This is a genomic window from Phaeovulum sp. (genome assembly GCF_030684035.1).
Taxonomy (GTDB): domain Bacteria; phylum Pseudomonadota; class Alphaproteobacteria; order Rhodobacterales; family Rhodobacteraceae; genus UBA6213.
Genome location: NZ_JAUXPI010000014.1, coordinates 1 through 26,279 on the forward strand (window position 1 = coordinate 1; position 26,279 = coordinate 26,279).

The 26,279-nt window shown below is 65.6% G+C and carries 21 protein-coding genes; 15 read left to right on the forward strand and 6 right to left on the reverse strand.

Going from position 1 to position 26,279, the window contains the following annotated elements; all coding sequences use genetic code 11:
- Nucleotides 1–1,105 (forward strand): helicase HerA-like domain-containing protein (locus Q8J98_RS04185; RefSeq protein ID WP_305293272.1); only part of this gene is annotated, 1,105 nt, incomplete at its 5' end.
- Here Q8J98_RS04185 and Q8J98_RS04190 read toward each other — a convergent pair.
- Entirely contained in the window at nt 1,092–1,388 is a 297-nt protein-coding gene (locus Q8J98_RS04190) for a DUF6477 family protein (protein ID WP_305293273.1), read from the reverse strand. The two genes, Q8J98_RS04185 and Q8J98_RS04190, sit on opposite strands and share 14 nt — an antisense overlap.
- Nucleotides 1,389–1,605: 217 nt before the next feature.
- Here Q8J98_RS04190 and Q8J98_RS04195 point away from each other — a divergent pair, with 217 nt between their 5' ends.
- On the forward strand, nt 1,606–2,733 hold the full coding sequence (locus Q8J98_RS04195; RefSeq protein ID WP_305293274.1) for a DUF6456 domain-containing protein: 1,128 nt from the start codon (nt 1,606–1,608) through the stop codon (nt 2,731–2,733).
- Between the two features lie 84 nt (nt 2,734–2,817).
- Here Q8J98_RS04195 and Q8J98_RS04200 read toward each other — a convergent pair whose 3' ends face one another.
- A complete protein-coding gene (locus Q8J98_RS04200; protein ID WP_305293275.1) occupies nt 2,818–6,255 on the reverse strand; it encodes a pyruvate carboxylase in 3,438 nt (1,145 codons plus the stop codon).
- A 158-nt stretch (nt 6,256–6,413) separates the two neighbouring features.
- On the opposite strand from Q8J98_RS04200, the gene Q8J98_RS04205 reads away from it, so the two are divergent.
- On the forward strand, nt 6,414–7,862 hold the full coding sequence (locus Q8J98_RS04205; protein WP_305293276.1) for a TrkH family potassium uptake protein: 1,449 nt from the start codon (nt 6,414–6,416) through the stop codon (nt 7,860–7,862).
- Between the two features lie 28 nt (nt 7,863–7,890).
- Here Q8J98_RS04205 and Q8J98_RS04210 read toward each other — a convergent pair whose 3' ends face one another.
- The gene (locus tag Q8J98_RS04210; RefSeq protein WP_305293277.1) at nt 7,891–9,597 is read right to left on the reverse strand and encodes a serine protease; all 1,707 of its coding nucleotides are present in this window, start codon (nt 9,595–9,597) and stop codon (nt 7,891–7,893) included.
- 164 nt (nt 9,598–9,761) lie between these two features.
- Here Q8J98_RS04210 and Q8J98_RS04215 point away from each other — a divergent pair, with 164 nt between their 5' ends.
- The 10 genes from Q8J98_RS04215 (at nt 9,762) to Q8J98_RS04260 (ending at nt 21,848) form a co-directional block, all read left to right on the forward strand.
- Nucleotides 9,762–10,700, forward strand: coding sequence for a glycine--tRNA ligase subunit alpha (locus Q8J98_RS04215; protein ID WP_305293278.1), 939 nt, complete (start codon nt 9,762–9,764; stop codon nt 10,698–10,700).
- On the forward strand, nt 10,693–11,397 hold the full coding sequence (locus tag Q8J98_RS04220; protein ID WP_305293279.1) for an FkbM family methyltransferase: 705 nt from the start codon (nt 10,693–10,695) through the stop codon (nt 11,395–11,397). The genes Q8J98_RS04215 and Q8J98_RS04220 overlap by 8 nt, the downstream gene beginning before the upstream one ends.
- A 13-nt stretch (nt 11,398–11,410) precedes the next feature.
- Complete coding sequence (locus tag Q8J98_RS04225; RefSeq protein ID WP_305293280.1) at nt 11,411–11,887, forward strand: DUF6446 family protein; 477 nt, start codon at nt 11,411–11,413, stop codon at nt 11,885–11,887.
- 49 nt (nt 11,888–11,936) lie between these two features.
- Entirely contained in the window at nt 11,937–13,982 is a 2,046-nt protein-coding gene (gene glyS, locus Q8J98_RS04230) for a glycine--tRNA ligase subunit beta (protein WP_370868056.1), read from the forward strand.
- Nucleotides 13,983–14,179: 197 nt separating this feature from the next.
- The gene (locus Q8J98_RS04235) at nt 14,180–16,729 is read left to right on the forward strand and encodes a putative PEP-binding protein (RefSeq protein ID WP_370868054.1); all 2,550 of its coding nucleotides are present in this window, start codon (nt 14,180–14,182) and stop codon (nt 16,727–16,729) included.
- A gap of 150 nt (nt 16,730–16,879) precedes the next feature.
- Nucleotides 16,880–17,569 carry a cell wall hydrolase gene (locus Q8J98_RS04240; RefSeq protein ID WP_305293283.1) on the forward strand — a complete coding sequence of 230 codons (690 nt, stop codon included), beginning with the start codon at nt 16,880–16,882 and terminating at the stop codon, nt 17,567–17,569.
- 90 nt (nt 17,570–17,659) lie between these two features.
- The gene (locus Q8J98_RS04245) at nt 17,660–18,574 is read left to right on the forward strand and encodes a dihydroneopterin aldolase (RefSeq protein WP_305293284.1); all 915 of its coding nucleotides are present in this window, start codon (nt 17,660–17,662) and stop codon (nt 18,572–18,574) included.
- A 38-nt stretch (nt 18,575–18,612) separates the two neighbouring features.
- Entirely contained in the window at nt 18,613–19,626 is a 1,014-nt protein-coding gene (gene folP / locus Q8J98_RS04250) for a dihydropteroate synthase (RefSeq protein ID WP_305293330.1), read from the forward strand.
- Nucleotides 19,627–19,634: 8 nt separating this feature from the next.
- On the forward strand, nt 19,635–20,987 hold the full coding sequence (gene glmM, locus Q8J98_RS04255; RefSeq protein WP_305293285.1) for a phosphoglucosamine mutase: 1,353 nt from the start codon (nt 19,635–19,637) through the stop codon (nt 20,985–20,987).
- Between the two features lie 84 nt (nt 20,988–21,071).
- Nucleotides 21,072–21,848 (forward strand): gamma-glutamyl-gamma-aminobutyrate hydrolase family protein, encoded by a 777-nt coding sequence (locus tag Q8J98_RS04260; RefSeq protein WP_305293286.1) that lies wholly within the window; start codon nt 21,072–21,074, stop codon nt 21,846–21,848.
- Between the two features lie 70 nt (nt 21,849–21,918).
- On the opposite strand, the gene Q8J98_RS04265 is transcribed toward Q8J98_RS04260, so the two are convergent.
- The 3 genes from Q8J98_RS04265 to Q8J98_RS04275 form a co-directional block, all read right to left on the reverse strand.
- On the reverse strand, nt 21,919–22,239 hold the full coding sequence (locus tag Q8J98_RS04265; protein WP_370868055.1) for a TfoX/Sxy family DNA transformation protein: 321 nt from the start codon (nt 22,237–22,239) through the stop codon (nt 21,919–21,921).
- A 78-nt stretch (nt 22,240–22,317) separates the two neighbouring features.
- Nucleotides 22,318–22,470: a hypothetical protein gene (locus Q8J98_RS04270; RefSeq protein WP_305293287.1), complete on the reverse strand. Its 153-nt coding sequence runs from the start codon at nt 22,468–22,470 to the stop codon at nt 22,318–22,320.
- A 128-nt stretch (nt 22,471–22,598) separates the two neighbouring features.
- A complete protein-coding gene (locus Q8J98_RS04275) occupies nt 22,599–23,060 on the reverse strand; it encodes an Rrf2 family transcriptional regulator (protein ID WP_305293288.1) in 462 nt (153 codons plus the stop codon).
- A gap of 250 nt (nt 23,061–23,310) precedes the next feature.
- On the opposite strand from Q8J98_RS04275, the gene Q8J98_RS04280 reads away from it, so the two are divergent.
- Both Q8J98_RS04280 and Q8J98_RS04285 read left to right on the forward strand, forming a co-directional pair.
- Nucleotides 23,311–24,291: an SLAC1 anion channel family protein gene (locus tag Q8J98_RS04280; protein ID WP_305293289.1), complete on the forward strand. Its 981-nt coding sequence runs from the start codon at nt 23,311–23,313 to the stop codon at nt 24,289–24,291.
- Between the two features lie 106 nt (nt 24,292–24,397).
- Nucleotides 24,398–26,263, forward strand: a complete 1,866-nt coding sequence (locus Q8J98_RS04285) for an ABC transporter ATP-binding protein/permease (RefSeq protein WP_305293290.1) — start codon at nt 24,398–24,400, stop codon at nt 26,261–26,263.
- Nucleotides 26,264–26,279: the final 16 nt, after the last annotated feature.

Genomic DNA, 26,279 nt, shown 5'->3' on the forward strand with positions numbered 1-26,279 from the left:
CTTCCGGCTTGCGGACGAAGAGGCATTGCCGCTGCTGGACCTGAAGGATTTGCAGGCGATGCTGGTGTTCATCGGCCAGAACGCCGCCGACATCGGGCTGCGCTATGGCAATGTCGCGCCCGCCACGATCGGCGCGATTCAGCGCCAGTTGCTGGTTCTGGAGAATCAGGGCGGGGCGAAGCTGTTCGGCGAACCGGCGCTTGATCTGGCCGATATCATGACAACCGCCGCCGATGGTCGCGGCCGGATCAACATTCTTGCCGCCGACAAGCTGATGGCCTCGCCGCGGCTTTACGCGACATTCCTTTTGTGGCTGCTGTCGGAACTGTTCGAAGAACTGCCCGAAGTCGGCGACCCCGACAAGCCCCGGCTCGTCTTCTTCTTTGACGAGGCGCATCTGCTGTTCGACGACGCGCCAAAGGCGCTGGTCTCGAAGGTCGAGCAGGTGGCGCGGCTGATCCGTTCCAAGGGGGTCGGGGTCTATTTTGTCACCCAGAACCCGACCGACGTGCCGGATGCGGTGCTGGGCCAACTTGGCAACCGTGTGCAGCACGCGCTGCGGGCCTTTACCGCGCGCGACCAGAAAGATCTTCGCCGCGCCGCCGAGAATTACCGCGCCAACCCGCGCTTTGATACGGAAACGGCAATCAAGGAAGTCGGCACGGGCGAGGCGGTGACCTCGTTCCTGCAGGCCAAAGGCGCGCCGGGCATGGTCGAGCGCACGCTGGTGCGGCCTCCGGCAAGCCGCCTTGGCTCGATCACCCCTGTCGAGCGCGCCGAAATATTGCACGCCTCAGCGCTCGGGCAGAAATACGATGCCCCCATCGACCGGGATTCCGCGCATGAAAGGCTTGCGGCGCGCGCGGCCCGCGCGGCAAGCGATGCTGCCGCCGGTGCGGCACCCGAGGAAGCCTCGCGCGAATTCGCCAATGCGCGCCGCTATGGCGGTGCGGCGGGGGCCAAGACCGCGAAACCGGCGGCCCGCAGTTCGCGTTCCGATTCCATCGCGGAAACCTTTGGCAAAAGCTTCGCGCGCCAGCTTGGCACCAAGTCGGGGCAGGCGCTGGTGCGCGGGGTTCTGGGCGGGCTGTTCAAGTCGCGCTGAGCCGCAGCCCGGCAAGCAGGCGCGATTCTGCCAAGAGCGCGATCAGCACTTCGACGTGCCGCGCGAGGCTGTAATGCGCGGCCCCGGCGCAGCGGATTTCTTCCAACTCGGCCTCGGCCAGCATCAGCGCTTTCAGCGCCCGCTCTGGTGTCGGCGTATCCTGCGCATGCACAAGTCGCCTCAGGTCGCGGGTGCGGTTATAGGCACCGAGCCCCAGCCGCGCCGCGCGGATCAGAAGCCGCGGACGGCGCAGGTCGGCGAGTTGGCGAGTGAAATCGTTCATGGCGAATGGACCCCTCAAGGTGTGAGGGCGCAGAATACACAACCTATACGGGTGTTGCGCATATTCGCATTCAACCGCGCGGCGAATTGCCGATTGTTTATCATTTAGCAACAATTATCGAAATCCGGGCGTTTTGTTAACGAATGGGTAACGAATACAACCCACGGTTGAGTAATAACATTGGCTTCGGCCTGTAAACCGAGGATTTCAGGGAAAAATGTCGGATCTTGTCGTGCCTTCCGCAGGGCTTCCAGCCTGGCTTCCCGAGTTCACGCGGGCTTATTTGCGGCACACCAAGGATGGCGTGCCGATCCGGCAACTCGCGCGGGACGAGGGGCTGCATGCCTCGACCGTGCTGCGCCGTCTGCGCCGGATCGAATCTCGCCGCGATGACCCCCTGATTGACGAGGCGCTGCTCAGCTATGCCCATTCCGCCGGATGCCCCCCCCACAATGCCTGCAAACCGAAGGAATCCATTGCCATGAGTGCCCCAATCCGCAATCGCATCACCACCGAAACCGAAGAGACGCTTCAGCGCGAGGGGCGCCGGATCCTGCGCAGGCTTGCAGAGCCGGGCGCGGTGCTGGCGGTCGCCGCCGACATGAAAAACGCGGTGGTGCTGAAAGGCACCGTGCGCACCGCGGTGCTTGAGCGCGGTGTCGCGCTCGCCTTCGCGCTTCGGGACTGGATTGCGGTGTCTCATGCAGGGCGCGTCACCAGCTACGAAATCACCCCGGCCGGGCGCGCCGCGCTGCGCCGGATGCTTGAGGCCGATGAAACGCGACGCGTGCCGGGCTTTGCCGACGCGCAAGCAGGCTTCACCACACCCTATGCCGACCAGCACCGCGATTGGGGCACGCGCGATCTTCCCGATCCGGGCTCGAACGGGCCACGGCGGATGCGCCTCAACCTTGCCGAAAGCCCGCTTGGGGTTTTGGCCCGGCGGCGCGACAAGGATGGCGAACCCTTCCTGACACCAGATCTGGTGGCGGCGGGCGAGCGGCTGCGCGAAGATTTCGAGCTCGCCCAGCTTGGCCCGCGCGTGGCGCAGAACTGGGAACGTTTCCTTGCGGGCGGCGATCGCGGCCAATACCGGCCCGAAGCGACGAATTCGGGTGGCTCCGACCGCGCCCGCACCCGCGTTGCCACCGCACTGCGCGACCTCGGGCCGGGGCTTGGCGACATGGCGTTGCGCTGCTGCTGCTTTCTCGAAGGGCTTGAGGCGGCGGAAAAACGGCTGGGGTGGTCAGCGCGGTCGGGCAAGATCGTGCTGCGCATCGCGCTGATGCGGCTCAAGCGGCATTACGAAGAAACCTATGGCTGCGCGAGCCCGCTGATCGGGTAACGGGCCGGGCCCCGGGGTGAAACCGCCTCCAAGGCCGAACCCAACCAAAACGCGGCCGGTCGGGCGGTGGCAGGGCCTGCCCCGCTAGCCCTCCAGCTCCAGCAGCAGATCCTTGGCGTCGATCTGCTGGCCAGCGGTGACGTGAACTGCCTTGACCAGCGCGGCGCGGTCGGCGTGGATGCCGGTTTCCATCTTCATCGCCTCGATTGTCAGCATCAGATCGCCCGCATTCACCCGCTGCCCGGCGTGGACCGCGACCATCGCCACCACCCCCGGCATCGGCGCGCCGATCTGCATCGGGTTACCCTCGGCGGCCTTCGGGCGGGCAGCGGTGGCGGATTTGACGGCGCGGTTCGGCACCCGGATCACCCGGGGCTGGCCGTTGAGTTCGAAGAACACCTTGGCTTCGCCCTCGTCATTGGTTTCGCCCACCACCTGCAAGCGGATTTCCAGCGTCTTGCCGGGGTCGATCTCGGCGGAAAACTCTTCGCCGGGCAGCATCCCGTAAAAGAAGATCGGCGTCGGCAGCGCACGCACCGGCCCGTAAAGGCGGTGGCGGCCCATGTAGTCCAGAAATACCTTGGGATACATCAGGTACCCCGCAAGGTCTTCATCATCGACCGGAAAGCCGTCAAGCTCGGCCGAAACCCTTGCCCGCACCGCTTCCAGATCGACCGGAGCCAGCGCCGCGCCGGGGCGCGCTGTGGCAGGGCTTTCACCCTTCAGCACCTTGGCGCTGATGCCCGCAGGCCAACCGCCGGGCGGCTGGCCAAGGTTGCCGCGCAGCATGTCCACCACCGAATCGGGAAAGGCCACGTCGATTGCGGGGTCTTCCACCTCGGCCCGTGTCAGATTTTGCGCCACCATCATCAGCGCCATATCGCCCACCACCTTCGATGAGGGCGTGACCTTGACGATATCACCGAAAATCGCGTTGGCATCGGCGTATGCCTGCGCCACCTCGTGCCAGCGTTCCTCCAGCCCGAGGCTGCGCGCCTGCGCCTTGAGGTTGGTGAACTGGCCACCCGGCATTTCGTGCAGGTACACCTCGGAAGCGGGCGCGGGCAGCCCGCTTTCGAAGGCCGCATACTGGCCACGCACCGCCTCCCAATAGTTCGACATGCTGCGGATTGCGGCGATGTTCAGTCCGGTATCGCGGGGGGTGTGGCGCAGCGCCTCGACGATCGAGCCAAGGCAGGGCTGCGAGGTGCCGCCCGAAAACGCATCCATCGCGGCATCGACCGCATCGACGCCCGCGTCGGCGGCGGCAAGCACCGTGGCACCGGCAATGCCCGAAGTGTCATGCGTGTGAAAGTGGATCGGCAGCCCCACCTCGTCCTTCAATGCCTTCACCAGCACCCGCGCCGCAGCGGGCTTCAATAGCCCCGCCATATCCTTCAGCCCCAGCACATGCGCGCCCGCCGCGCGCAGATCGCGGCCCATGCGGACGTAATAGCCGAGGTCGTATTTCGCGCGGTCCGGGTTCAGGATGTCGCCGGTATAGCAGATCGTGCCCTCGCAAAGCTTGTTCGCCTCAAGCACCGCATCCATTGCCACGCGCATGTTCTCGACCCAGTTCAGGCTGTCGAACACCCGAAACACGTCAATGCCGGTTTTCGCCGCCTGGCTGACGAAAAACCGCACGACGTTGTCGGGATAGTTGGTGTAGCCCACGCCGTTCGAGGCGCGCAGCAGCATTTGTGTCATCACATTGGGCAGCCCTGTGCGGATGTCGCGCAGCCGCTGCCACGGGCATTCCTGCAAGAATCGGTAGGCCACATCGAAGGTGGCACCGCCCCAGCACTCGACCGAGAAAAGCTCTGGCAGGTTCGCCGCATAGGCGGGCGCGGCGCGCACCATGTCGATTGACCGCATCCGCGTGGCCAAAAGGCTTTGGTGGCCATCGCGCATGGTGGTGTCGGTCACCAGCACGCGGGTTTGCGATGCCATCCAGTCGGCCACCGCCTGCGGGCCTTCTGCCTCCAGCAGTTGCCGGGTGCCGGGGGCGGGGGCGGCAATGGCGGCGGGCGGTTTTGGCGGGCGCGCCTGCGCCGGGGGCTTTGGCCGACCCGCGGTTTCCGGGTGGCCGTTTACCGAAATGTCGGCGATGTAGGTGAGAATCTTCGTGGCCCGGTCAAGCCGCTTCTTGAAATCAAACAGTTCGGGGGTCGTGTCGATGAATTTGGTGGTGTAGGTGTTGTCAAGAAAAGTCCTGTGTTTCAACAGGTTGATGACAAATTCGATGTTGGTTGAAACGCCCCGCACCCGAAACTCGCGCAGCGCCCGGTCCATCCGGGCAATCGCCTGCTCGGGGGTCTGCGCCCAGGCGGTGATCTTCACCAGCAAGCTGTCGTAATAGCGGGTGATTACCCCGCCCGCATAGGCAGTGCCGCCATCAAGCCTTACGCCCATGCCGGTTGCCGACCGGTAGGCGGTGATCCGGCCGTAATCGGGTATGAAGTTGTTTTGCGGGTCTTCGGTGGTCACCCGGCATTGCAGCGCATGGCCGGACAGGCGCACCCCGGACTGCGCGGGCACGCCGGTCGCTTCGGCCAATGTCGCGCCTTCGGCAATGCGGATCTGCGCCTGCACGATGTCGATGCCGGTGACCTGTTCGGTCACCGTATGCTCGACCTGCACCCGCGGGTTCACTTCGATGAAGTAGAAGCGCCCATCGTCCATATCCATCAGGAACTCGACCGTGCCGGCGTTGCGGTAGCCAACCGCGCGGCCGATCTTCAGCGCCAGGCCGCAAACCTCGTCGCGCTGCGCTTCGCTGAGATAGGGGGCGGGCGCGCGCTCCACCACCTTCTGGTTGCGCCTTTGCACGGTGCAGTCGCGCTCATAAAGGTGGTAAAGCCCGCCATGCGCGTCGCCCAAAAGCTGCACCTCGACATGGCGCGCGCGCAGGATCATCTTTTCCAGATAGCCTTCGCCATTGCCAAAGGCGGCCTCGGCCTCGCGTCGCCCCTCGCGGATCTTCTCTTCCAGTTCAAACGGCGAATGGATGGCGCGCATGCCGCGGCCACCGCCGCCCCAGCTGGCCTTCAGCATCAGCGGGTAGCCGAGTTCCTCTGCGGCATCGCGCGCCGCACGCATGTCGTCGGTGAGCAGTTCCGAAGCGGGCACCACCGGCACACCTGCCGCCATCGCCACCCGCCGCGCGCTTGCCTTGTCGCCGAGCGCGCGCATGGTGGCGGCGGTCGGGCCGATGAAAACGATACCTGCCGCATCGCAGGCGTCAACGAACTCGGGGTTCTCCGACAACAGCCCGTAACCGGGGTGAATCGCGTCGGCACCGCAGGCGCGCGCCACGCGCAGGATTTCGGCAATGCTCAGATAGGCCGCCACCGGCCCCATTCCCTCGCCGATCCGGTAGGCCTCATCAGCCTTGAAACGGTGCAGCGAAAGCTTGTCTTCCTCAGCATAGACCGCCACCGTCTTCTTGCCGAGCTCGGTTGCTGCGCGCATGACGCGAATGGCGATTTCGCCGCGGTTGGCGATCAGGATTTTGCGAAACATCGGGGCCTCTGGCAGAGCGAGGGGGGCGGGATCAGCAAGAGGTTAACGTTGCTGCGCTGCGGCGCAAGCACAATTCGCGAACCTGTCAGAAGTTCTTACCAATTTCAGCAGATGCGCGGCGCTTGACAGCGCATTGCGGCAGCGCCAAGCAGGGGCGCATGATCGATCTGCGCCCCGTTGCCCATATCATTGGCCTGCTCGTGACGGTGCTGGGGCTGTTGATGCTCATTCCGATGGCGCTTGACTGGCAGCGGGGCGATGCCAACTGGCTCGCATTTCTTGAGGCGGCGATCATCACCACCGGGGCGGGCGGGCTTGTGGCGCTGGCCACCCACAGCGCCATCGCGCGCGGGTTGAATTTGCATGACAGCTTCTTGCTGACCTCGGGGGCCTGGCTGGTGCTGCCCGCCTTCGGCACCTTGCCATTCCTGATCGGCGCGCCCGACGTTTCCTTTACCGACGCCTATTTCGAAGCGATGTCGGGGGTGACCACCACCGGAACAACGGCGTTTCCCGCGCTTGACCGGCTGCCCTGGGGCACCAATCTCTGGCGCGCCATACTGCAATGGCTGGGCGGTCTTGGTATCGTCATCGTCGCGCTGATCTTTCTGCCGGTGATGAAGATCGGCGGCATGCAGTATTTCCGTTCCGAAGGGTTCGACACCTTGGGCAAGATCCTGCCCCGCGCGATCGATATCTCTACCGCCATGCTGCGCATCTACATCGGGCTGACCGTGCTTTGCGCCATGGTTTATGCGGCGGCGGGGATGACCGCCTTCGATGCCATCATTCACGCGCTGACCACGCTTTCGACCGGCGGCTTTTCCAATTATGACGCGAGTTTCGGTGCCTACAAGGGCGCGCCCGAGGTGGTGGCCACGGTGTTCATGATCCTCGCCTCGCTGCCCTTCATCCGCTTCGTGCAGTTGTCACAGGGCCAGATGCGGCCGTTTTGGCGCGATGTGCAGGTGCGCGCCTATCTGCGCTGGATCGGCTATGCGGTCGTGGTGATCGTGGTCTACAGGATGGTTCGGCATGAGGCGGCATTCTGGCCGACGCTGCGGGAAGTAACCTTCAACGTGGCGGCGACTTTTTCTGGCACCGGATACCTTTCGGAAGACGTGACGAAATGGGGGCATCTCGCCTTCGTGGTGTTGCTGGTCATCGGCTTGATCGGTGGCTGCACCTCGTCCACCGCCTGCTCGGTCAAGGTGTTCCGCTATCTGATCCTGTTCGAGGCGATCAAGACCCAGATCAAGCGGCTGCACAGCCCGCACCGGGTGCTTGCGGTGCACTATGACGGGCGGCCGGTCGAGGCCGAAGTGGTCAGCTCGGTGATCGCGTTCTTTTCGCTGTTCATCCTGAGCTACGGTGTGCTGATCGTCGGCTTGTCACTGACCGGACTTACCGCCGAAACCGCAATGACCGCCGCCTGGACAGCGATTGCCAATGTCGGCCCTGCCTGGGGCCCCGAGGTTTCGGGAAACGGTGCCATCGACCAGTTTCCCACCGCATCAAAATGGCTGATGATTGCCGGCATGTATGTGGGGCGGCTCGAACTCATGGCGGTGTATGTGCTGTTGCTGCCGCGCTTCTGGCGCGGTTAGGGGTGCCCTCCGAGGGCACCCCTGACCCTCATTTCCAGCAGGAAACCTGCACCGCTAACCCGCGTGCAAGCCGCGCAAGGTCTTCGGGGGCCATCGCGCCGGTGCTGCTGGCGGAAACCGGGGCAAAGCCGCGCTCGGTCAGCAAGGCGACAAGCGCGCTGGTTTGCCGCGCGAGTGCCAGATCGTCAGGCAGAATGCGCGTGCCACTGGTATCGGCGGGCAAAAGCACGCCCAGCACCGCGCCCGAAGGATCGAGCACCGGCCCGCCAGCATCGCCCGGCAGCGCCACCAGCCGCAGCCGCGCCAGATCGGCCTCGCCGCCGAGCCCGCTCATTGCCGCCAGCCGCCCGAAGGTCAGCACCGGTGCCGATATTGCATCGGCATAGGGGAACCCCGCCACCGCAACCTCGGTTTCCAGCCGTGGCGAAAGCGTCAGGAACGCCGCGACCGCCTGCGGCGCAAGCGCCACCCGCGGGGTCAGCACCGCAATGCCGGTTGCGGCATCGACAAATGCGGTATCGAAGGCCGCGCCATCAACCGTGACCCGGCCGCAGCCCGCCGCGGCATCGGCGGTGGTCAGTACCGCGCCCGCCGCGGTGAGATAAAAGCCGGTGCGCGAATGCGACGGTTTGCGCAGGTCGATACCGCTCAGCAAATCGGCGGTGGCGATCGACAGCGGCTCCCCGAGCGAGGCATCCATCGCGCGGTTGCCAAGCGGGGTGAAGCTGCCCTGCATTGCCGCCAGAACGCGCGCCATCCGCACCGCGTCGGCCGCGGGCCAGACCAGAGTGAAGCCCTTGATCAGGCCGCCGCGCAGGCTGACCTCGGTATGCGAGTATATCTCGGCGTTCTGCCCGGACAGCACGAACCGGTTGGCTTCGCGGCTGCGCGCGCCCTCCAGAGGCACGATCTCGAAATTCTGCATGATGTCGTAAAGCGTGAACAGCGCCGTCTGGTCGCCCTGCTGCGAAATCAAGAGCACCTGCACACCCGAGCCATCGCGCGCGCCATAAACCGCGAACGGCGGTTCGTAACGCTCGAATTTCACCAGCCCGGTAGGCATGATCACCGAAATAGCGGCCTCTTCATCGCGCACATCGGCAAGCCCAAGGGCGGCGCGCTCCGCAGCGCTGCGCGTCAGCAGATCGTCACGCTGCGCGCTGGTCAACACACCGGTCTGTTCGGCACCGATTGCGCCCTGCCATGCCGCCATGCTGGCGCGGGTACCGGGGCCGAAAGCGCCGTCGATGCCCGAGGTGTAGTAGCCCTGCCATTGCAGCGCCTCTTGCAAGGCCATCCGCTCGCCCGCGCTCAGGCGGCCTTCGGTGGCTCGCGCCTCGGCAAGTGTTTCGCCGGGAAGCCCCGGCTCGTTTGGTGCCGCTGCGGGTGCGGTTGTGGTGGTTGCTGCCGCCGAGGCGGGCCAGAAGCGCTGCCGAAAGCGCGCCTCATCGGCTACGAAAGCGTCGGAGGGGATCATCCCCTCGCGCCGCAAAAGCTCCGCCTGCGCCACGGCCTCGGCTTGCGAGAAGGGCCCGAGTGCTACCGCATACCACCCCGACCCGAGCACGAAACCCCCGACATTGGGAAAGGTCGCTGCCCATGCCGCCGCCCGCGCCATGGCCTCTGCCTCGGCCGGCTTGGCCTCGATCTGCACCCAACTCGGCTCGGCCCAGGCCGAACCGGAAAAACCCGAAATGAACAACGCTACCAACAGCGCCAAACGCCTTGCAAACATCCGCCTCAAACCCCTGATCCCTTCGCGCGCCTTCGCGCGTTCCGCCAAGTTAGCAGGAAGTTCGGCGGCGTCACCCCAAAATCCTCTGTTGCGGTGCCGCTGCCGATTGACCCTGTGGCAGCGCATGCCTAAGGAGAGGGCGCTTTTGCCCCGCGAGGTTCCCGATGACCCGATCCACGCCGCGCTCGTTTCAGGAAATCATCCTGCGGCTGATGAGCTACTGGTCAGCGCAGGGCTGCGCCGTGCTGCAACCCTATGACATGGAAGTGGGGGCGGGCACCTTTCACCCGGCGACCACCTTGCGCGCGCTCGGCAGCCGCCCCTGGGCTGCCGCCTATGTGCAGCCCTCGCGCCGCCCGACCGATGGGCGCTATGGCGAAAACCCGAACCGCTTGCAGCATTACTACCAGTATCAGGTGCTGATAAAGCCAAGCCCGCCCGATCTTCAGGCGCTTTACCTCGGCAGCCTCGCCGCCATCGGCATCGACCTTGGCCTGCACGACATCCGCTTTGTCGAGGATGACTGGGAAAGCCCCACGCTCGGGGCCTGGGGTTTGGGCTGGGAGGTCTGGTGCGATGGCATGGAAGTAAGCCAGTTCACCTATTTCCAGCAGGTCGGCGGGCACGATTGCCGCCCGGTCGCGGGCGAATTGACCTATGGGTTGGAGCGTCTGGCAATGTATGTGCTGGGCATCGACCATGTGATGGACATGCCCTTCAACGATCCCTCAGCACCGATTCCGCTGAAATACGGCGACGTCTTCCGCCAGACCGAGCAGGAATACAGCCGCTGGAACTTCGATCAGGCCGATACCGACATGCTCTTGCAGCACTTCAGGGATGCCGAGGCGGAATGCGCGCGCATCCTTGCCGCCCCGGCGGAGGACAAGGCGGGCCGCCGCATCGTCATGGCGCACCCGGCCTATGACCAGTGCATCAAGGCCAGCCACCTGTTCAACCTGCTGGATGCGCGCGGGGTGATCTCGGTGACCGAAAGGCAGGCCTATATCGGCCGGGTGCGTGCGCTCGCCAAGGCCTGCGCCGATGCGTTCGTCACCACCGAAGCGGGCGGGGCGGCAGAAGCGGAAGCCGCCCATGGCTGACTACAAGCCCCGGACCCTTGCCGAAAAGGCGCTCGACCGGCTGCAACACCTGGACAACCGGATTGGCCATTCGGCGGCGCGCAAGCTGGGGCGACGCTACCGCAAACGCGCGGCGCATGATTTTGCCGAGCGTCTTCGGACTATCGGGCCGGGCGATATCGTGTTCGATCTGGGTGCCAATGTCGGCGAGGTGACCCGGCAGCTTGCAAAGACCGGTGCCACGGTCCATGCCTACGAGCCCGACCCCGTCACTTTTGTGCATCTCGAAACGAACCTGCGTGGGTTGCCAAATGTGGTCTTGCACCCGCGGGCGGTGGGGGCCGAGAGGGGCACGGTAAAACTGATGCGGTCCAAAGGGTTCCTGTCGGACTTCGGGCGGCTCTCGCTTGCGTCCACGATTGTGTTCGACACGGCGCGCGTTGACCCCGCGCTGGCCGTCGAGGTGGAGATGGTCAGCTTCCGCGACGTTCTTGCGCAGGCAGATGGCCGCGTTGCGCTCGTCAAGATGGATATAGAAGGGGCTGAGTTGCAAATTCTCGATATGCTGTCCGGCGCGCCCGATCTGCTCGCGCGGTTCGACACGATGTTTGTCGAGACGCACCAGTATCTGCGCCCGTCGGATACGCGGCATGTCCTGAGGTTGCGCGAATGGGTTGCGTCCTTGGCGCAACCCGACATCAACCTTCATTGGCATTGACAGGGGCGGCAGCATGAATGGCAAGGCGGTAGGGCTCATCTTGGTGTTTTCGGCGCTCATGACCGGGGCAGCGGTCTGGTATCTGCAAGTCTATGGCTATTACGACCCGATCCCCGCCTCGGCACCCGCAGCCGAAGTCCGGCTGACCTCGCTGGTGACCGGGCAGCCGGAGAAAATCATTGCCGCAGGCTTTCAGGGCATTGACGCCGATAGCTCGCCGCTGCGCTTTCGCGCCTGTTTTACCACGCCGCTCGGGCTTGCCGTGGCGACCGAAAGCTTCAAGGTCTATGATGCCGCCACCCCGTTGAATGCGCCGGGCTGGTTTGACTGTTTCAACGCCGCCCGCATCGGTGGTGATCTGGAGGCGGGCAGGGCGGTGGCCTTTCTTTCGGTTGCCGACATCACCCCCGGCATCGACCGGGTAGTGGCGATCTACCCCGACGGCCGCGCCTATGCCTGGCATCAGTTGAACGAGACCGCGGAGAAGTGACATGCCCGACCTCTTGATCGAACTCTTTTCCGAAGAAATCCCCGCCCGCATGCAGGCCCGCGCCCGCGAAGACCTGAAGAAACTGGTGACCGATGGCCTGGTCGAGGCGGGCCTCACCTACCGCTCGGCGGGTGCCTTTTCCACGCCACGCCGCCTGACACTCACCATCGAGGGCCTCACCCCCGAAAGCCCGACGCTCCGCGAGGAACGCAAGGGCCCCGCCGCCACGGCACCCGCCGCAGCGCTTGTGGGTTTCCTGCGCTCGACCGGCCTCATGCGCGAGCAGCTTGAACTGCGCGACGACAAGAAGGGGCAGGTCTGGTTTGCCAGCATCGAGCGCCCCGGCCGCCCCGCGAGCGCCATCGTCGCCGAGGTGCTGGAAGCCACCATCCGCAATTTTCCCTGGCCGAAGGCGATGCGCTGGGGGTCGGGGTCCTTGCGCTGGGTGCGGCCCTTGCACGCGATCCTCTGCCTGATGACCACCGAGGCGGGGGCCGAGGTGGTGCCGCTGACCATCGAGGGCATCACCGCAGGTGACACCACCGAAGGCCACCGCTTCATGGTGCCGGGGCGCTTCGCGGTGTCCGGGTTCGACGACTACCGCGCCAAACTGCGCCGCGCTTTCGTGATGCTCGACGCCGCCGAGCGCGAGGCGGTGATCTGGGCTCAGGCGGGCAACCTTGCCTTTGCGCAGGGGCTTGAGGTGGTGCCCGATGCGGGCCTGCTGGCCGAGGTGGCGGGGCTGGTCGAGTGGCCCGTGGTGCTGATCGGGGCAATCGGCGAGGCCTTTCTCGGCCTGCCGCCCGAGGTGCTGCAAACCTCGATGCGCGCGCATCAGAAATTCTTTTCGGTGAAAAACCCGGCGACCGGGCGGATCGAAGGCTTTGTCACTGTTGCCAATCGCGAAACAATCGACCACGGGCAAACGATCCTGCAGGGCAACCAGAAGGTGCTGTCGGCGCGGCTTTCCGATGCGCGGTTCTTCTGGGAAAACGATCTGCGGCGGGTGAAGGCCGAGGGGCTGGAGGGCATGGCGGCGGGCCTCGCCCATGTCACCTTCCACAACAAACTCGGCAGCCAGCTTGACCGGGTGAAGCGGATCGAGGCGCTGGCGCGCGAGATCGCGCCCTTGGTCGGCGCCGCCCCTGACCTTGCCGCCGAGGCCGCGCGGGTGGCCAAGGCCGATCTGCAAAGCGCGATGGTCGGCGAGTTCCCCGAACTGCAAGGCATCATGGGCCGCTACTATGCCGAGGCGGCGGGCCACAACGACGGCGTGCCCGAGGCATGCCGCGAACATTATCAACCCCTTGGGCCGGGGGATGCGGTGCCGACCGCCCCGGTATCCGTCGCCGTGGCGCTGGCCGACAAGATCGACACATTGTGCGGGTTCTGGGCGATTGATGAGAAGCCGACGGGGAGCAAAGACCCGTTTGCGCTCAGAAGGGCGGCGTTGGGGGTGATCCGGTTGGTGTTGGGGAATGGGGTGCGCTTCAATTTGTTGGACCGTATTGTTTTACCGTTCAGCCGATTTAACCTCATCGAGTGGAATGGCGAGGGAAAATCCGTTGCCTCCGACCTCCTCGCCTTCTTCCACGACCGCCTCAAGGTGTTCCTGCGTGACCAAGGCATCCGCCATGACGTGATCGACGCCTGCCTCGCGATGCCCGGCAACGACGACCTGACGCTTCTGGTCAAACGCGCCGAGGCGCTCGCCGCCTTCCTCAAAACCGACGATGGCGAGAACCTGCTGCAGGGCTTCAAGCGCGCCAACAACATCCTCACGCAAGCGGAAACCAAGGACGGGGTCGAATACTCCTACGGTGCCGACCCGAAGTTCGCCGAAACCGAGGCCGAACGCGCCCTGTTCGCCGCCCTCGATGCCGCCGAAGGGGCGATCTCTCCGGCCATAGAGGCCGAAGATTTCGCCGCCGCCATGACCGCCATGGCTGCCCTGCGCGCGCCCATTGATGCGTTTTTCGAGGCGGTGCAGGTGAATGCGGAAAACCCGGTGATCCGGCGCAACCGCCTCAACCTGCTCAACCGCATCCGCGCGATCTGCCTTGGCGTCGCCGACCTCGGCCGCATCGAAGGCTGAGGCGTCTTCTTTGCCTGAAATACCCCCCCGCCGGAGGTGCCGCCAGCGCGCCGCGGCGGTGGCGGTGCCTTCGGCGCGCGCGGCATGGGTATTTGGGCAAAGAAGAATGCGCCCGCGCCCGACCCGCCGCGCCGCAAACCCCGCTTGCCCCGCTCGGCGTATCGCCTATGCTGCCAGCGAAACGGGAGAATGCCGCAGTGCAGAAACAGGCCGATTTCGCCGAATTCGTCGAACTGACGCCGACCGCGCCGATAACCACGGCGCGCCACGGCTGGCGCGCCAAATGCCTGCAACGGCTGATCCGCCTCGATCTGCCAGTGCCGCGCACGGTGGCGCTTTCCTGTGAAGGCGTGCGCGCCATCGCGGCAGGCCAGCTTCCCGACACCGCGAAACTGGTGGCGATGTTCGGCGGCGATTTTCTGGTTTCGGTGCGCGGCAGCCCGGAAAATCCCGAATGGGGCGGGCCGGGAACGGTGCTCAACGTCGGCATGAACGATGCGCGGCGCGATATTCTGGCGGCGCGGCTTGGGCGCGAGGCGGCCGAGGCGCTTTATCTGCGCTTCGTGCAGGCTTTCGCCACCCATGTCGCGCGCCTCGACCCCGACATGTTTTCCGCCGCCGCGTCGCCCACAGCGCTTGCCGCGGCGCTTGCGGCTTATGAGGCGGAAACCGACGAGCCGTTTCCGCAAGACCCGGCGCGCCAGCTTGCCGATGTGCTGCGTTCGATGGCGCGCGCCTGGGAGGGCACCACGGCGCGGCTTTTGCGGCAGGCCAAGGGCGCGCCCGCCGAGGCGGCGCTGGGGCTGGTGGTGCAGGAAATGGCGCTGGGCATCGGCCCCGGCCTGTCCGGTTCGGGCACAATGCAATGCGTCGACAGCATCACCGGAGCCGCAAAAATAACCGGGCGCTTCCGCGGCCAGAGCCAGGGCCGCAGGGCCTCGCCCGAGGAAACGCTCTACCTCACGCGCGATCCGCGCGGTGCCTCGCTCGAAGAGGCCTCGCCCGAGCTTTTCGCCCAGCTTTTCAGTCATGCGCAAGCCTGCCGCGCCCGGCTGCGCGAGGAAATGCAGATCGAGTTCACCGTCGAGAACGGCCGTCTTGCGGTGATCGACGCGGTGCGGGTGGCGCGCAGCTCGCGCGCGGCGGTGAAAATCGCGGTGACGCTGGCACAGGATGGGGTGATCAGCCGCGAAGAGGCGCTGTTGCGGGTGGAACCGCGGGCCCTGTCGGAGCTGCTGCATTATCAGGTTGATCCGCTCAGCCCGCGCGACGGGCTCGGGCGCGGCATTGCGGCAAGCCCCGGTGCCGCTACCGGGCGCATCGTCTTTACAGCTGCCGCCGCGCAGGCGAGTGCGGCGCGCGACGAGCCCTGCGTGCTGGTGCGCCGCGAGACCGCGCCCGAAGATATTCGCGGCATGCACGCGGCGGTTGCCGTGCTGACCGAGCGCGGCGGCATTACCAGCCACGCGGCGGTGATTGCGCGCGGGCTGGGGCTGCCCTGCATTGTCGGCGCTTCGGAAATTTCGCTCAACCCGAAGGAACGCACGCTGCGCGGGGCCGATGGCCGCATCCTGCGCGAAGGCGACACCATTACCATCGATGGCACCAATGGCGAAGTGCTGGTGGGGGCAGCGGCGATGCTGGAACCGGCGCTTGATGATGGCTTTCGCACCCTGCTGCACTGGGCCGACAATGTGCGCGACATCGGCATTCGCGCCAACGCCGACACCCCCGATGACGCCCGCACCGCGCGCATGTTCGAAGCAGAAGGCATTGGCCTTTGCCGCACCGAGCACATGTTTTTCGATGAAGACCGCCTGACGGTGATGCGCGAGATGATTTTCGCCGACACCGCCTATGACCGTCGGATCGCGCTGGAGCGTCTGCTGCCGATGCAACGGGCCGATTTTACCGCGCTTTTCGACATCATGGCGGGGCTGCCGGTCTGCATCCGGCTGTTTGATCCGCCGCTGCACGAATTCCTGCCACAAGACCGCGAGGGCATTCGCGAGTTGGCCGAGGCGCTCGACAAGCCCTTGTCGGATGTGACGCGGCGGGTCGAGGCGCTCAGCGAGTTCAACCCGATGCTCGGCATGCGCGGGGTGCGGCTCGGCATCACCGTGCCCGAGATCTACGACATGCAGGCGCGGGCGATCTTCGAGGCGACGATCGAGGCAAGCCGTCGCGGCGCGCAGGTGGTGCCGGAAATCATGATCCCGCTGGTTTCCGCGGCGCGCGAGGTGGAAATCGTCAAAACCCGCATCGACGCGGTGGCGGCAGCGGTGAAGAACGAGTTGAAGGCAGAGTTCACCTATCGGCTTGGGGTGATGGTCGAGACCCCGCGCGCGGCGCTGCGGGCGGGCGAAATTGCCGAACATGCCGCGTTCCTTTCGTTTGGCACCAATGACCTGACACAGATGACCTACGGCCTGTCGCGCGATGACGCGGGGCGTTTCATGGGGGTCTATGTCAGCCAGCGCGTTTACGCCGAAGACCCTTTCCATGTGCTTGATGTGGAAGGCGTGGGCGAGTTGCTGCTGATTGGCGCGCAGCGCGGGCGCGAACGTCGCCCGGGCATCACGATTTCGGTCTGCGGCGAACATGGCGGCAACCCGGAATCGATCGCTTTCTGCCGCGCGGCTGGCTTCGATTATGTCTCCTGTTCGCCGTTCCGGGTGCCGGTGGCACGCCTTGCCGCAGCGCATTTCGCCCTGCTCGCCCCGCGCGAGGGCGGCAGGGAGAAATAGGCCCAAGGGCCGCATTGGTGACCGCAGCACCGCGCGAATTGCCCTTTGTTGCAATTTAGCAACAGTATCTGGACTTGTGGCTTTTTTTCGGCTAAGGCATTCGCGTCGCCACTGTCTGCTCGGCGGCCATGGGATGGGTTGGGGCGGAATATGTCGGTCATGGTTCAATGGGCAGAGCGCCTTGCGCTGCTGCTTTTTCTTGCGGTGCCTGCCGCTGCCGAAACAGCTGTCAGTACCTCGAATGACCCCGCCGGGGTTGGCCCGGCGCTCGCGGCCGTGCTCGGGCAGGAACGCACGGCACTTGCAGCCCTTCCAGAGCAACATTTTGCCGCGTTGACCGAGGAACCGCAGCAACCGTTCAGCCTGTTCGGTCGGCGCGAGGCACCGGGCGTGATTATTGACGGACAATGGCTGGCGGCACAGCCCGAGGCCACTGGCGACGCGCAATTCGAATGTCTTCGGCAAGCGCTGTATTTCGAGGCGCGTGGCGAGCCGGTTTCGGGCCAGGTTGCGGTGGCCGAGGTGATATTGAACCGGGTGGCTGACCCGGCGTTTCCCAACACGATTTGCGGTGTGGTCAAGCAATCGAACGGGCGCGGCTGCCAGTTTTCCTACTATTGCGATGGCCTCACCGATACCATGCGCGATCTCGCGGCGGTCTCGCGCGTGGGCAAGGTTGCACGCGCGCTGATCGATGGCGCGCCGCGCGCGCTGACCGGAGGGGCGACCTTCTTTCATGCCTTCTGGGTGCGCCCGTCGTGGCGGCTTGATTTTGAGCGCACGACCCAGATCGGCGTGCACACCTTCTATCGCAAGCCGGTGCGAACCGCCGTCAACTGAGGTCGCGCCGAGGCAGCACAATGCCGTTTCGGGGCTGCGCGCGCGCCGCCGCCGCACTATGATCGTGCGACCAAACCCGAGGCCGTGGCGATGAGCAGCGATATCAGTCAGGCATTTGCCCACCCCGAGGAACGCGCCGAGGCCTCGGCCGGTGCCGACCCGCGCGACCGCATCAGCCTGCGCGATCACATCGTCGAGGCCGATATCGGGGCCTTTCAGCTTGAACGCGGGCATCGCCAGCGGCTGTGCTTCAACATCGTGGTCGAGGTGCGCCGGGCCCCTGCGCCGCTGGAAGACGATGTTGACCGGATCCTTTCCTATGACCGCCTGACCGAAGCGATTGCCGCAGAGCTTGCCGCCGAGCGGGTAAACCTGCTTGAAACCCTGGCCGCGCGGGTCGCCGAGCGGATACTGGCGGCACCGCAGGCGATGCGGGTTTTTCTGCGGATTGAAAAGCTCGACCGCGGCCCGGGCGCGCTGGGGGTAGAGATCGTGCGGGCCCGTGCCGCAATGCCGCTGCGCGCGCCGCCCGATGGCGACGAGGCGGCGGCGCTGCATCCGGTGGTGGCGTTCCTGTCCAACGCCGCGATTTCCGCGCCCGACCTCGCGGCGCGGCTTGATGCCCTGCTGGCCTGCGGGATGCCGGTAATCCTAGCTGTCGGCGCGCCGGAAATGCCCGCGCCGCAAAGCGACCAGCGCCCGACCCAGCGGCGCATCGAATTGCTGGCGATCGAGCAGAACGCCTGGGTTCTGGCGGCGCGCGATCGGCGCTGTGTCGTGGTGGCAAGCCGCACCGAGATTGATTGGGCCATGCGGCACCGGCAAATGGTGGTCTGGGCACCTTCGAAGCTGGTGCTTGACGCGGTCGACGGGCCAAAGGTGCAGGACGGCGTCGCATTGGCGCTCTGGCTGGCGGAAACGCTTTCGGCGGCGCGGCTGGAACTTCACGGTGCTGTTTCAGCCCCGGCGGGAAGCCGCGTGCCGCTGCGGCTGGTGGCGCTCTGATGCTTGCCAAAGGCGGCGGGATGCGCTGAATGGCGGGCATGCGCAGCTATTATCGCCCGATAGCCCAGACCGACCCGCTGCGCCCGCAGGCCGCGCGGCGGCTGGCGGGCGGCTGGTGCTGGTTCGACCGTGTCGAAGTGCTGACGCGGGCTGGCAGCGCCGGGGTCATTGCCGCCGCCGACCTGCCGCCCGATGTTGCGGCGCGGCTCTGCGCCCAGCGCCCTGCTATCGTCGGGCTTTCATGGCAGGTGCCGAAATTGATGGGCATCGTCAACACCACGCCTGACAGCTTTTCCGATGGCGGGCGCTTTGGCAGCTCTGCCGAAGCGGTCGCCGCGGCGCAGGCGCTGGCGGCCGAGGGTGCCGACCTGCTCGACATTGGCGGCGAATCGACCCGCCCCGGGGCCGCGCCGGTGCCCGAGGCCGAGGAAATCGCCCGCACCATACCCGTCATCGCGGCACTTTGCGGCGCAGGCGGGGTCGGGGTGCCAGTTTCGGTCGATACCCGCAAGGCGGTGGTGGCACGCGCCGCACTTGCCGCCGGGGCAGTGCTGGTCAATGACGTTTCGGCGATGGAACATGATCCGCAGATGGCGGCGGCGGTGGCCGCATCGACCGCCGGGCTTTGCCTCATGCACGCGCAGGGCAGCCCCGAAACGATGCAGGCAGCGCCGCGTTACGACAATGTCGTGCTTGATGTGTATGACTATCTCGAAGCGCGGATCGCTGCGGCAGAGGCGGCGGGTATTGCACGGGCGCGGATTCTGGTCGATCCCGGTATTGGCTTTGGCAAGTCGCAGGAGCACAATCTGGCGTTGCTGCGAAACCTCTCGCTCTTGCACGGCCTTGGCTGCCCGATATTGCTCGGTGCCTCGCGCAAGCGCTTCATCGGCAGCATCGGCGGTGCTGCGCTGGCGCAAGCGCGCGGGCCGGGAACGCTCGCGGTGACGCTGGCGGCGGTGGCGCAGGGGGTGCAGGTGCACCGGGTGCATGATGTGGCCGAGGTGGCACAGGGCCTTCGGCTCTGGCGGGCGCTCGGCGGGGAAGGGTAGGGGGTAGGATGACGCGAAAGCTATTTGGCACCGACGGGGTGCGCGGGCAGGCCAACAGCTACCCGATGACGGCCGAGGTTGCGCTGCGGCTGGGTGCCGCTGCCGGGCGGTATTTTCGCCGCCACGGGCAAAACGACCACCGCGTGGTTATCGGCAAGGATACAAGGCTTTCGGGCTACATGATCGAAAACGCGCTGACCGCTGGGCTTACCTCGACCGGCATGAACGTGCTCTTGCTCGGGCCGGTGCCGACGCCTGCGGTCGGGTTTCTGACCCGTTCGATGCGGGCCGACCTCGGCATCATGATTTCCGCTTCGCACAACCCCGCCGCCGACAATGGCATCAAGTTTTTCGGCCCCGACGGTTTCAAGCTGTCGGATGAGGCCGAGGCGATGATCGAAGCGATCATGGCGGGCGAAATTGCGCCGGCGCAGCCCGCCAACATCGGCCGCGCCAAGCGGATCGAGGACGGGCGCGGGCGCTATGTCGAATATGCCAAGACCACCTTTCCCGGCCGTGACCGGCTGGCGGGGATGAAAGTGGTGGTCGATTGTGCCAATGGTGCGGCCTACCGCGCCGCCCCCGAAGTGCTGTGGGAGCTTGGTGCCACGGTGATTCCCGTCGGCGTTTCGCCCAATGGCTACAATATCAACGAGAACTGCGGCTCGACCCATACCCAAACCGCCGCCGAGGAGGTGGTAGCACATGGGGCCGATCTCGGTATCTGCCTCGATGGCGATGCCGACCGGGTGATGATCCTTGACCAGAATGGCAGGGTGGCCGATGGCGACCAGATCATGGCGCTTTTTGCCGCGCGCTGGGCCGATGAGGGGCGGCTTCGGGGCGGCGCGCTGGTGGCCACGGTGATGTCGAACCTCGGGCTGGAGCGGTTCTTGCAGGCGCGCGGGCTCAGGCTTGAACGCACCAGGGTGGGCGACCGCTATGTGGTCGAGAGGATGCGCGAGGGTGGCTATAACCTCGGGGGCGAGCAGTCGGGGCATATCGTGATGACCGATCATGTCACCACCGGCGACGGGCTGATTGCGGGCTTGCAGTTTCTGGCGGCGATGGCCGAGACCGGGCAACCGGCAAGCGCGTTGGTGAACCAGTTCGAGCCGCTGCCGCAGCAATTGCGCAACCTGCGCTATGCCCGCGGACGCGAGCCGCTGGAAACAGCCCCGGTTCGGGCGGTGATCGCCGAGGCCGAGGCGCGGCTTTTGGGCTGTGGCAGGCTGGTCATCCGCAAATCGGGCACCGAGCCCTTGATCCGGGTGATGGGCGAGGCTGAAGATGGCGCGCTTCTGACCGAGGTGCTTGACGGTATCGTTGCCGCAATCGCGGCAGACCTGCCCGCAAACTGAGCGCGCGAAAGTGGCAGGCGTGCAGGGCTTTCGCATCGCTGCCCGGCGGCCTATCCTGCGGCCCGAGGGCAAGGGGAGAAACGCATGAGACCCGTGATCGGCATCATCGGCAATGCCTATGAGATGAACGACCGCTATCCGGTGCACGCCGGGGGCACGATGAATTCCCAGGCGGTGGCCGAGGTAGCGGGGGCAATGCCGCTCTTGATCCCCGCCGATCCGCGCTTCGTTTCGGTGCCCGAGTTGATGGCGGTCTGCGACGGATTTCTGCTGACCGGCGGGCAGCCGAATGTCCACCCTTCGGAATATGGCGAGGCCGAGACCCCGGCGCATGGCCGCTTTGACCGCGCCCGCGATGCGATCACGCTGCCGCTGGTGCGCGAGTGCGTTGCTGCGGGGCAGCCGATTTTCGGCATTTGCCGTGGGTTTCAGGAATTGAACGTGGCCTTGGGCGGCACTTTGCACCCCGAGATCCGCGAGCTTCCGGGGCGGATGAACCACCGCATGCCGCCCGATGCGCCACTTGCCGAACAGTTTGCGCTCCGCCACGCGGTGCATCTGGTCGAAGGTGGGGTGTTCCACCGCCTGTTGAGGGCTACCGAAGTGATGACCAACACGCTGCACGGGCAGGGCATCTGCAAGCCGGCCCCGCGGGTGATCGTGGAAGGCCGCACCGACGATGGCACCCCGGAAGCTGTGCGGGTGGAAGGGGCGGTGGGTTTTGCGCTCGCCGTGCAGTGGCACCCGGAATGGAACGCCGCAGAGGACCCGGTGTCGCGGGCGCTCTTTGGCGCTTTTGGGGCCGCGGCGGCAGGCTGGGCCGCAGCGAAGCGCGCGCCCGGCGGTGCGAAATCGGGCTGAGCCCGAGGCGTCGCGCGCGATCAAGGGGCGAAATCGGCACCGCGTCGCGGCGAGGTGCCAGGCAACCGCTTCAGTCCGCGCGCGGCGCGCGCAGGCCGATTTCGTCGAGCCTGCGCTCGAACAGGGCGCGCGGGCTGGCGGCGTTTTCTTTCAGCGCGTCAAATCGGGCGCGAAGTGCCACCTTTTCGGCACCCCGGCAATCGTTCCAGGGGCGGCCTTGCAGACCCATGACCAGCGCGTAATAGCCGATGAAATGCGGCGCGTTCCCGGCCGCGAGCCAAAGCGCATAGGCCGCATCGGCACCGATCGCCGCGAGCCTGTCGGCATCATCGATGCCGGCACGCGCGAAGGCCGCGGCAGTTGCCGGGCCAATGTTCGGGATCTCGGTCAACGGGCGGGGCAGCGCGTGTCTCCGGTGCTCTGGCGGCTGAACCGTCAGAGTGCCGCCCGCGCCTGCCGCTGGCAAGTGTCAGATTGCCGCCCAGTCGCGAAAGCGCGGTGCGGCGGGGCTTGTGGTTTGCTGCGCACCGGCCTCTGTGTTGCCCTGCTGGCTCTGCGCCGGGGTGCTTCCCTGCTGGCTGCCTGCTGCGGGTGTCGTGCCGATAGGTTCGATCGTCTGCATCTTTGCCTCGGTTGTTTCGCCGTTGGTTCCCTGATGGAACCTTGCAATTGCGGCGAACGCGCGGCGCAGATAGGCGCAGCGCGCGACAAGGTCAAGCGGAATGACAAAAAGGTCGCGCGGCTTTCCGCTTATTGGCAGGCCGAGGACAGCCGCTGTTCGCTGAGCGCGAGGATATGCGCCAGTGGCACATTGCCATCGACCAGATCGGCGAGCGTGATTTCGTCCATCGATCCGTAAAATGCTTCAAGCGCGCGGTCGAGCACATTGCGGAACCGGCAGATGCCGATCAGCGGGCAGGTGTTGGTGGCGGGGTCGTGGCATTCGGCAAAAGGCATGCCGGTTTCGAAGGCCCGCAGCACCGCGCCAACCCCGATCTGGTTGGTCGGCCGGTTAAGCCGCATGCCGCCCGCGCGGCCACGCTGGGTGTCGATGAAACCCTTTTGCGAAAGCGTGTTGACCACCTGTGCGAGGTGGTTTTCGGACGAGTTGCAGATTGCCGCGACTTCGTGCTTGCGCACGATGCGGTCTGAATTGACGGCGCAGAACATCAGCGTGCGCATTGCAAGATTGGTTCGGGTGGTCAGACGCATGGCGGGACCCTTTGCTTTGCCGATCAATAGCCCGGTTTTGCGAGCGGCGATTTGATGCAGATCAGATGCATGAAGGGGAATGTTTTGCGCTGGATTTGCCCGTGCGGGCATGACATATGCGCAAATGCGAATGTATTGTGCCCATGAACCCGTTGTGGTCTTCTCGCTCAGGTAAAATGCGGGTTCTGGTCTTGCCCTCGCGGGCGCAACCGCCACGCCATGCAGGCGTGGCAGAACCAATGGAGCCGAAATGCCGCCAACCGCCGCCGACAGTGCCGCCGCGCCGAGCGGACTAGAACATTATCCGATTACCCTTTTTGCCACCACGATGGGCCTTGGCGGGTTCACGCTGGCACTGCGCGCGGGTGCCGAATCGCTCGGTCTTGGTGGCTGGCCATGGCAGGCGGCACTGGCGCTGACGGTGGCGGTGTTCGTGCTGGTGGCGGCGGGCTACGCGCTGAAGGCGCTGCGCCACCCCGCTGCGGTCGTCGCAGAGTGGCGGCACCCGGTGCGGCTGGCTTTCTTCCCCACGGTGTCGATTTCCTTGCTGATCATCGCTACTGCGGCGCTGCCGCTTTACCCGGCGGCGGCCGAGGCCGCGTGGCTTTTCGGCACCGGATTGCAGGCGGTGCTCGCGCTGGCGGTGATAACCGGATGGATCAGCGCCCGCGCCTTTCAGCAAGGTCACCTGAACCCGGCATGGTTCATTCCGGCCGTGGGCAACGTGATCGTGCCGGTGGCGGGCGCGCAGATGGGCTATGTCGAGACATCGTTCCTGTTCTTTTCGGCGGGGATGATCTTCTGGATGGTGCTGCTGACGCTGGTGTTCAACCGGCTGGTGTTTCACGATCCGATGCCGGCGCGGCTGCAACCGACGCTGGTCATCATGATCGCGCCGCCGGCTGTCGCCAGTATCGCTTGGCTGCGGATGACAGGCGAAATGGATGCATTCGGCCATATTCTGATGAGCCTGGGCTTTGTGTTCGCCGCGTTGGTCGCGGTGCAGGTGCCGCGCATCTTGCGGCTGCCATTCGCGCTTTCCTTCTGGGCGCTCAGTTTCCCCGTCGCGGCGCTGACAATTGCCAGCTTGCTGCACCACGAGGCAACGGGCACCGGCGGGTATCTGTGGCTGGGCGCGGCGCTGCTTGCGGTGCTGAGCTTGCTGATCGCCGGGTTGGTCGGGCGCACGCTTCTGGCGATGGTGCGGGGCGAGATCTGCAAGCCGGAATAATCGGGACTGCGTGGTGGAAATTGCGGGCGGGGGTGGCAACTCGCCCCGCCCGCGCTTAAGTCTGCGCTGAACTTTGCCCCTGAATCGGGGTGCCGCGAGGGATCCCATGCGCCGACCTTCTTCCTCAGCCACAACCGCGCCCACTGCGGCCCAGAAGGGGCGCAACCTGCGCACCCTGCGCGCGCTTCTGCCGTATCTCTGGCCCGCGGGTGAAACCTGGGTGAAACGCCGGGTGGTGCTGGCCATGCTGGCGCTCTTGCTCGGCAAGCTGATCTCGGTCACCACGCCCTATGTCTACAAGCGCGCCGTTGATGCCTTGGCCGGCCCCGCACCTGACGCGGCAGCGATGCTTGGCCTTGGTGCGGTCGGGTTGACAGTCGCCTATGGGCTGGCGCGGCTTGGCACCGTGGGTTTCAACGAATTGCGCGATGCGGTTTTCGTGCGGGTGGGCCAGCGCGCCTTGCGCAAGCTGGCGCTGGAAACTTTCACCCATATCCACCGCCTCTCGATGCGCTACCACATTACCCGCAAGACCGGCGGCCTCAGCCGGATCATCGAGCGCGGCGTGAAGGGCCTCGACTTTCTCCTGCGCTTCATGCTGTTTTCGGTCGGCCCGCTGATCCTTGAACTGACCATGGTCTCGATCCTGTTCGCGGTGCTGTTCAATGTCTGGTACATGCTGGCGGTGGTGGTCACCATCTGGGTCTATGTGACCTACACATTCCGCGTCACCGAATGGCGGGTGCAGATCCGGCGCGACATGAACACCCAGGATACCGACGCCAACCAGAAGGCGATCGACAGCCTGCTGAACTTTGAAACGGTGAAGTATTTCGGTGCCGAATCCCGCGAGGCGCAGCGCTACGATGGCGCGATGGCGCGTTACGAAGGGCTGGCGGTCAAGACCGGGCAAAGCCTTTCAATCCTGAACTTCGGGCAATCGTTCATCATCACCGCGGGTCTTATCGTCGTCATGGTGATGGCGGCGCAGGGGGTGCAGGTGGGCACGCTCACGGTCGGCGATTTTGTCATGGTCAATGCCTACATGATCCAGATCACCATGCCGCTGGGTTTTCTGGGCACGGTTTACCGCGAAATCCGGCAGGCGCTGGTGGATATGGGCGACATGTTCGACCTGTTGGGCCAGCCTGCCGAAATCATCGACGCGCCGGGCGCGCCCGCGCTGAAGGTGAGCAAGGGCGAAGTGGTGCTCGATCATGTGAGCTTTGGTTATGAGGCGGATCGCGCGATCCTCCGCGATGTTTCGATTACCGTGCCCGCGGGCCAGACCGTGGCGCTGGTCGGGCCCTCCGGATCGGGAAAATCGACCGTCGGGCGGCTGCTCTTTCGCTTTTACGACGTGACCGGCGGGGCCTTGCGGATCGACGGGCAGGATGTACGCGAAGTGACCCAGCAAAGCCTGCATGACGCGATCGGCGTGGTGCCGCAGGATACGGTCCTGTTCAACGACACGATCTATTACAACATCGCCTATGGCCGCCCCGAGGCGAGCCAGGCCGAGGTCGAGGCCGCCGCGCGCGCCGCGAAGATCCATGATTTCATCCTGAGCCTGCCCGAAGGCTATGCCTCACAGGTGGGTGAGCGCGGGCTGAAGCTTTCGGGCGGCGAAAAGCAGCGCGTCGGCATTGCCCGCACTCTGCTGAAGAACCCGCCGATTCTGTTGCTGGACGAGGCGACGAGCGCGCTTGACACCCAGACCGAGCGCGACATTCAGGACAGCCTGAAGGCGATGGGCCAGGGGCGCACCGTCATCACCATTGCGCATAGGCTTTCCACCATCGCCGATGCCGATTGCATCATCGTGCTGGAAGCGGGCCGGGTGGTGGAGCGCGGGCGGCACGAGGAACTGGTCGAGGCAGGCGGGCGCTACGCCTCGATGTGGGCGCGCCAGTCGAGCGAGGAAGAAGCCGAAAGCCAAGCAGCCCGAGAGAGCGGGCGCGCCGCCGGATGACACGGCTGCAACGGCT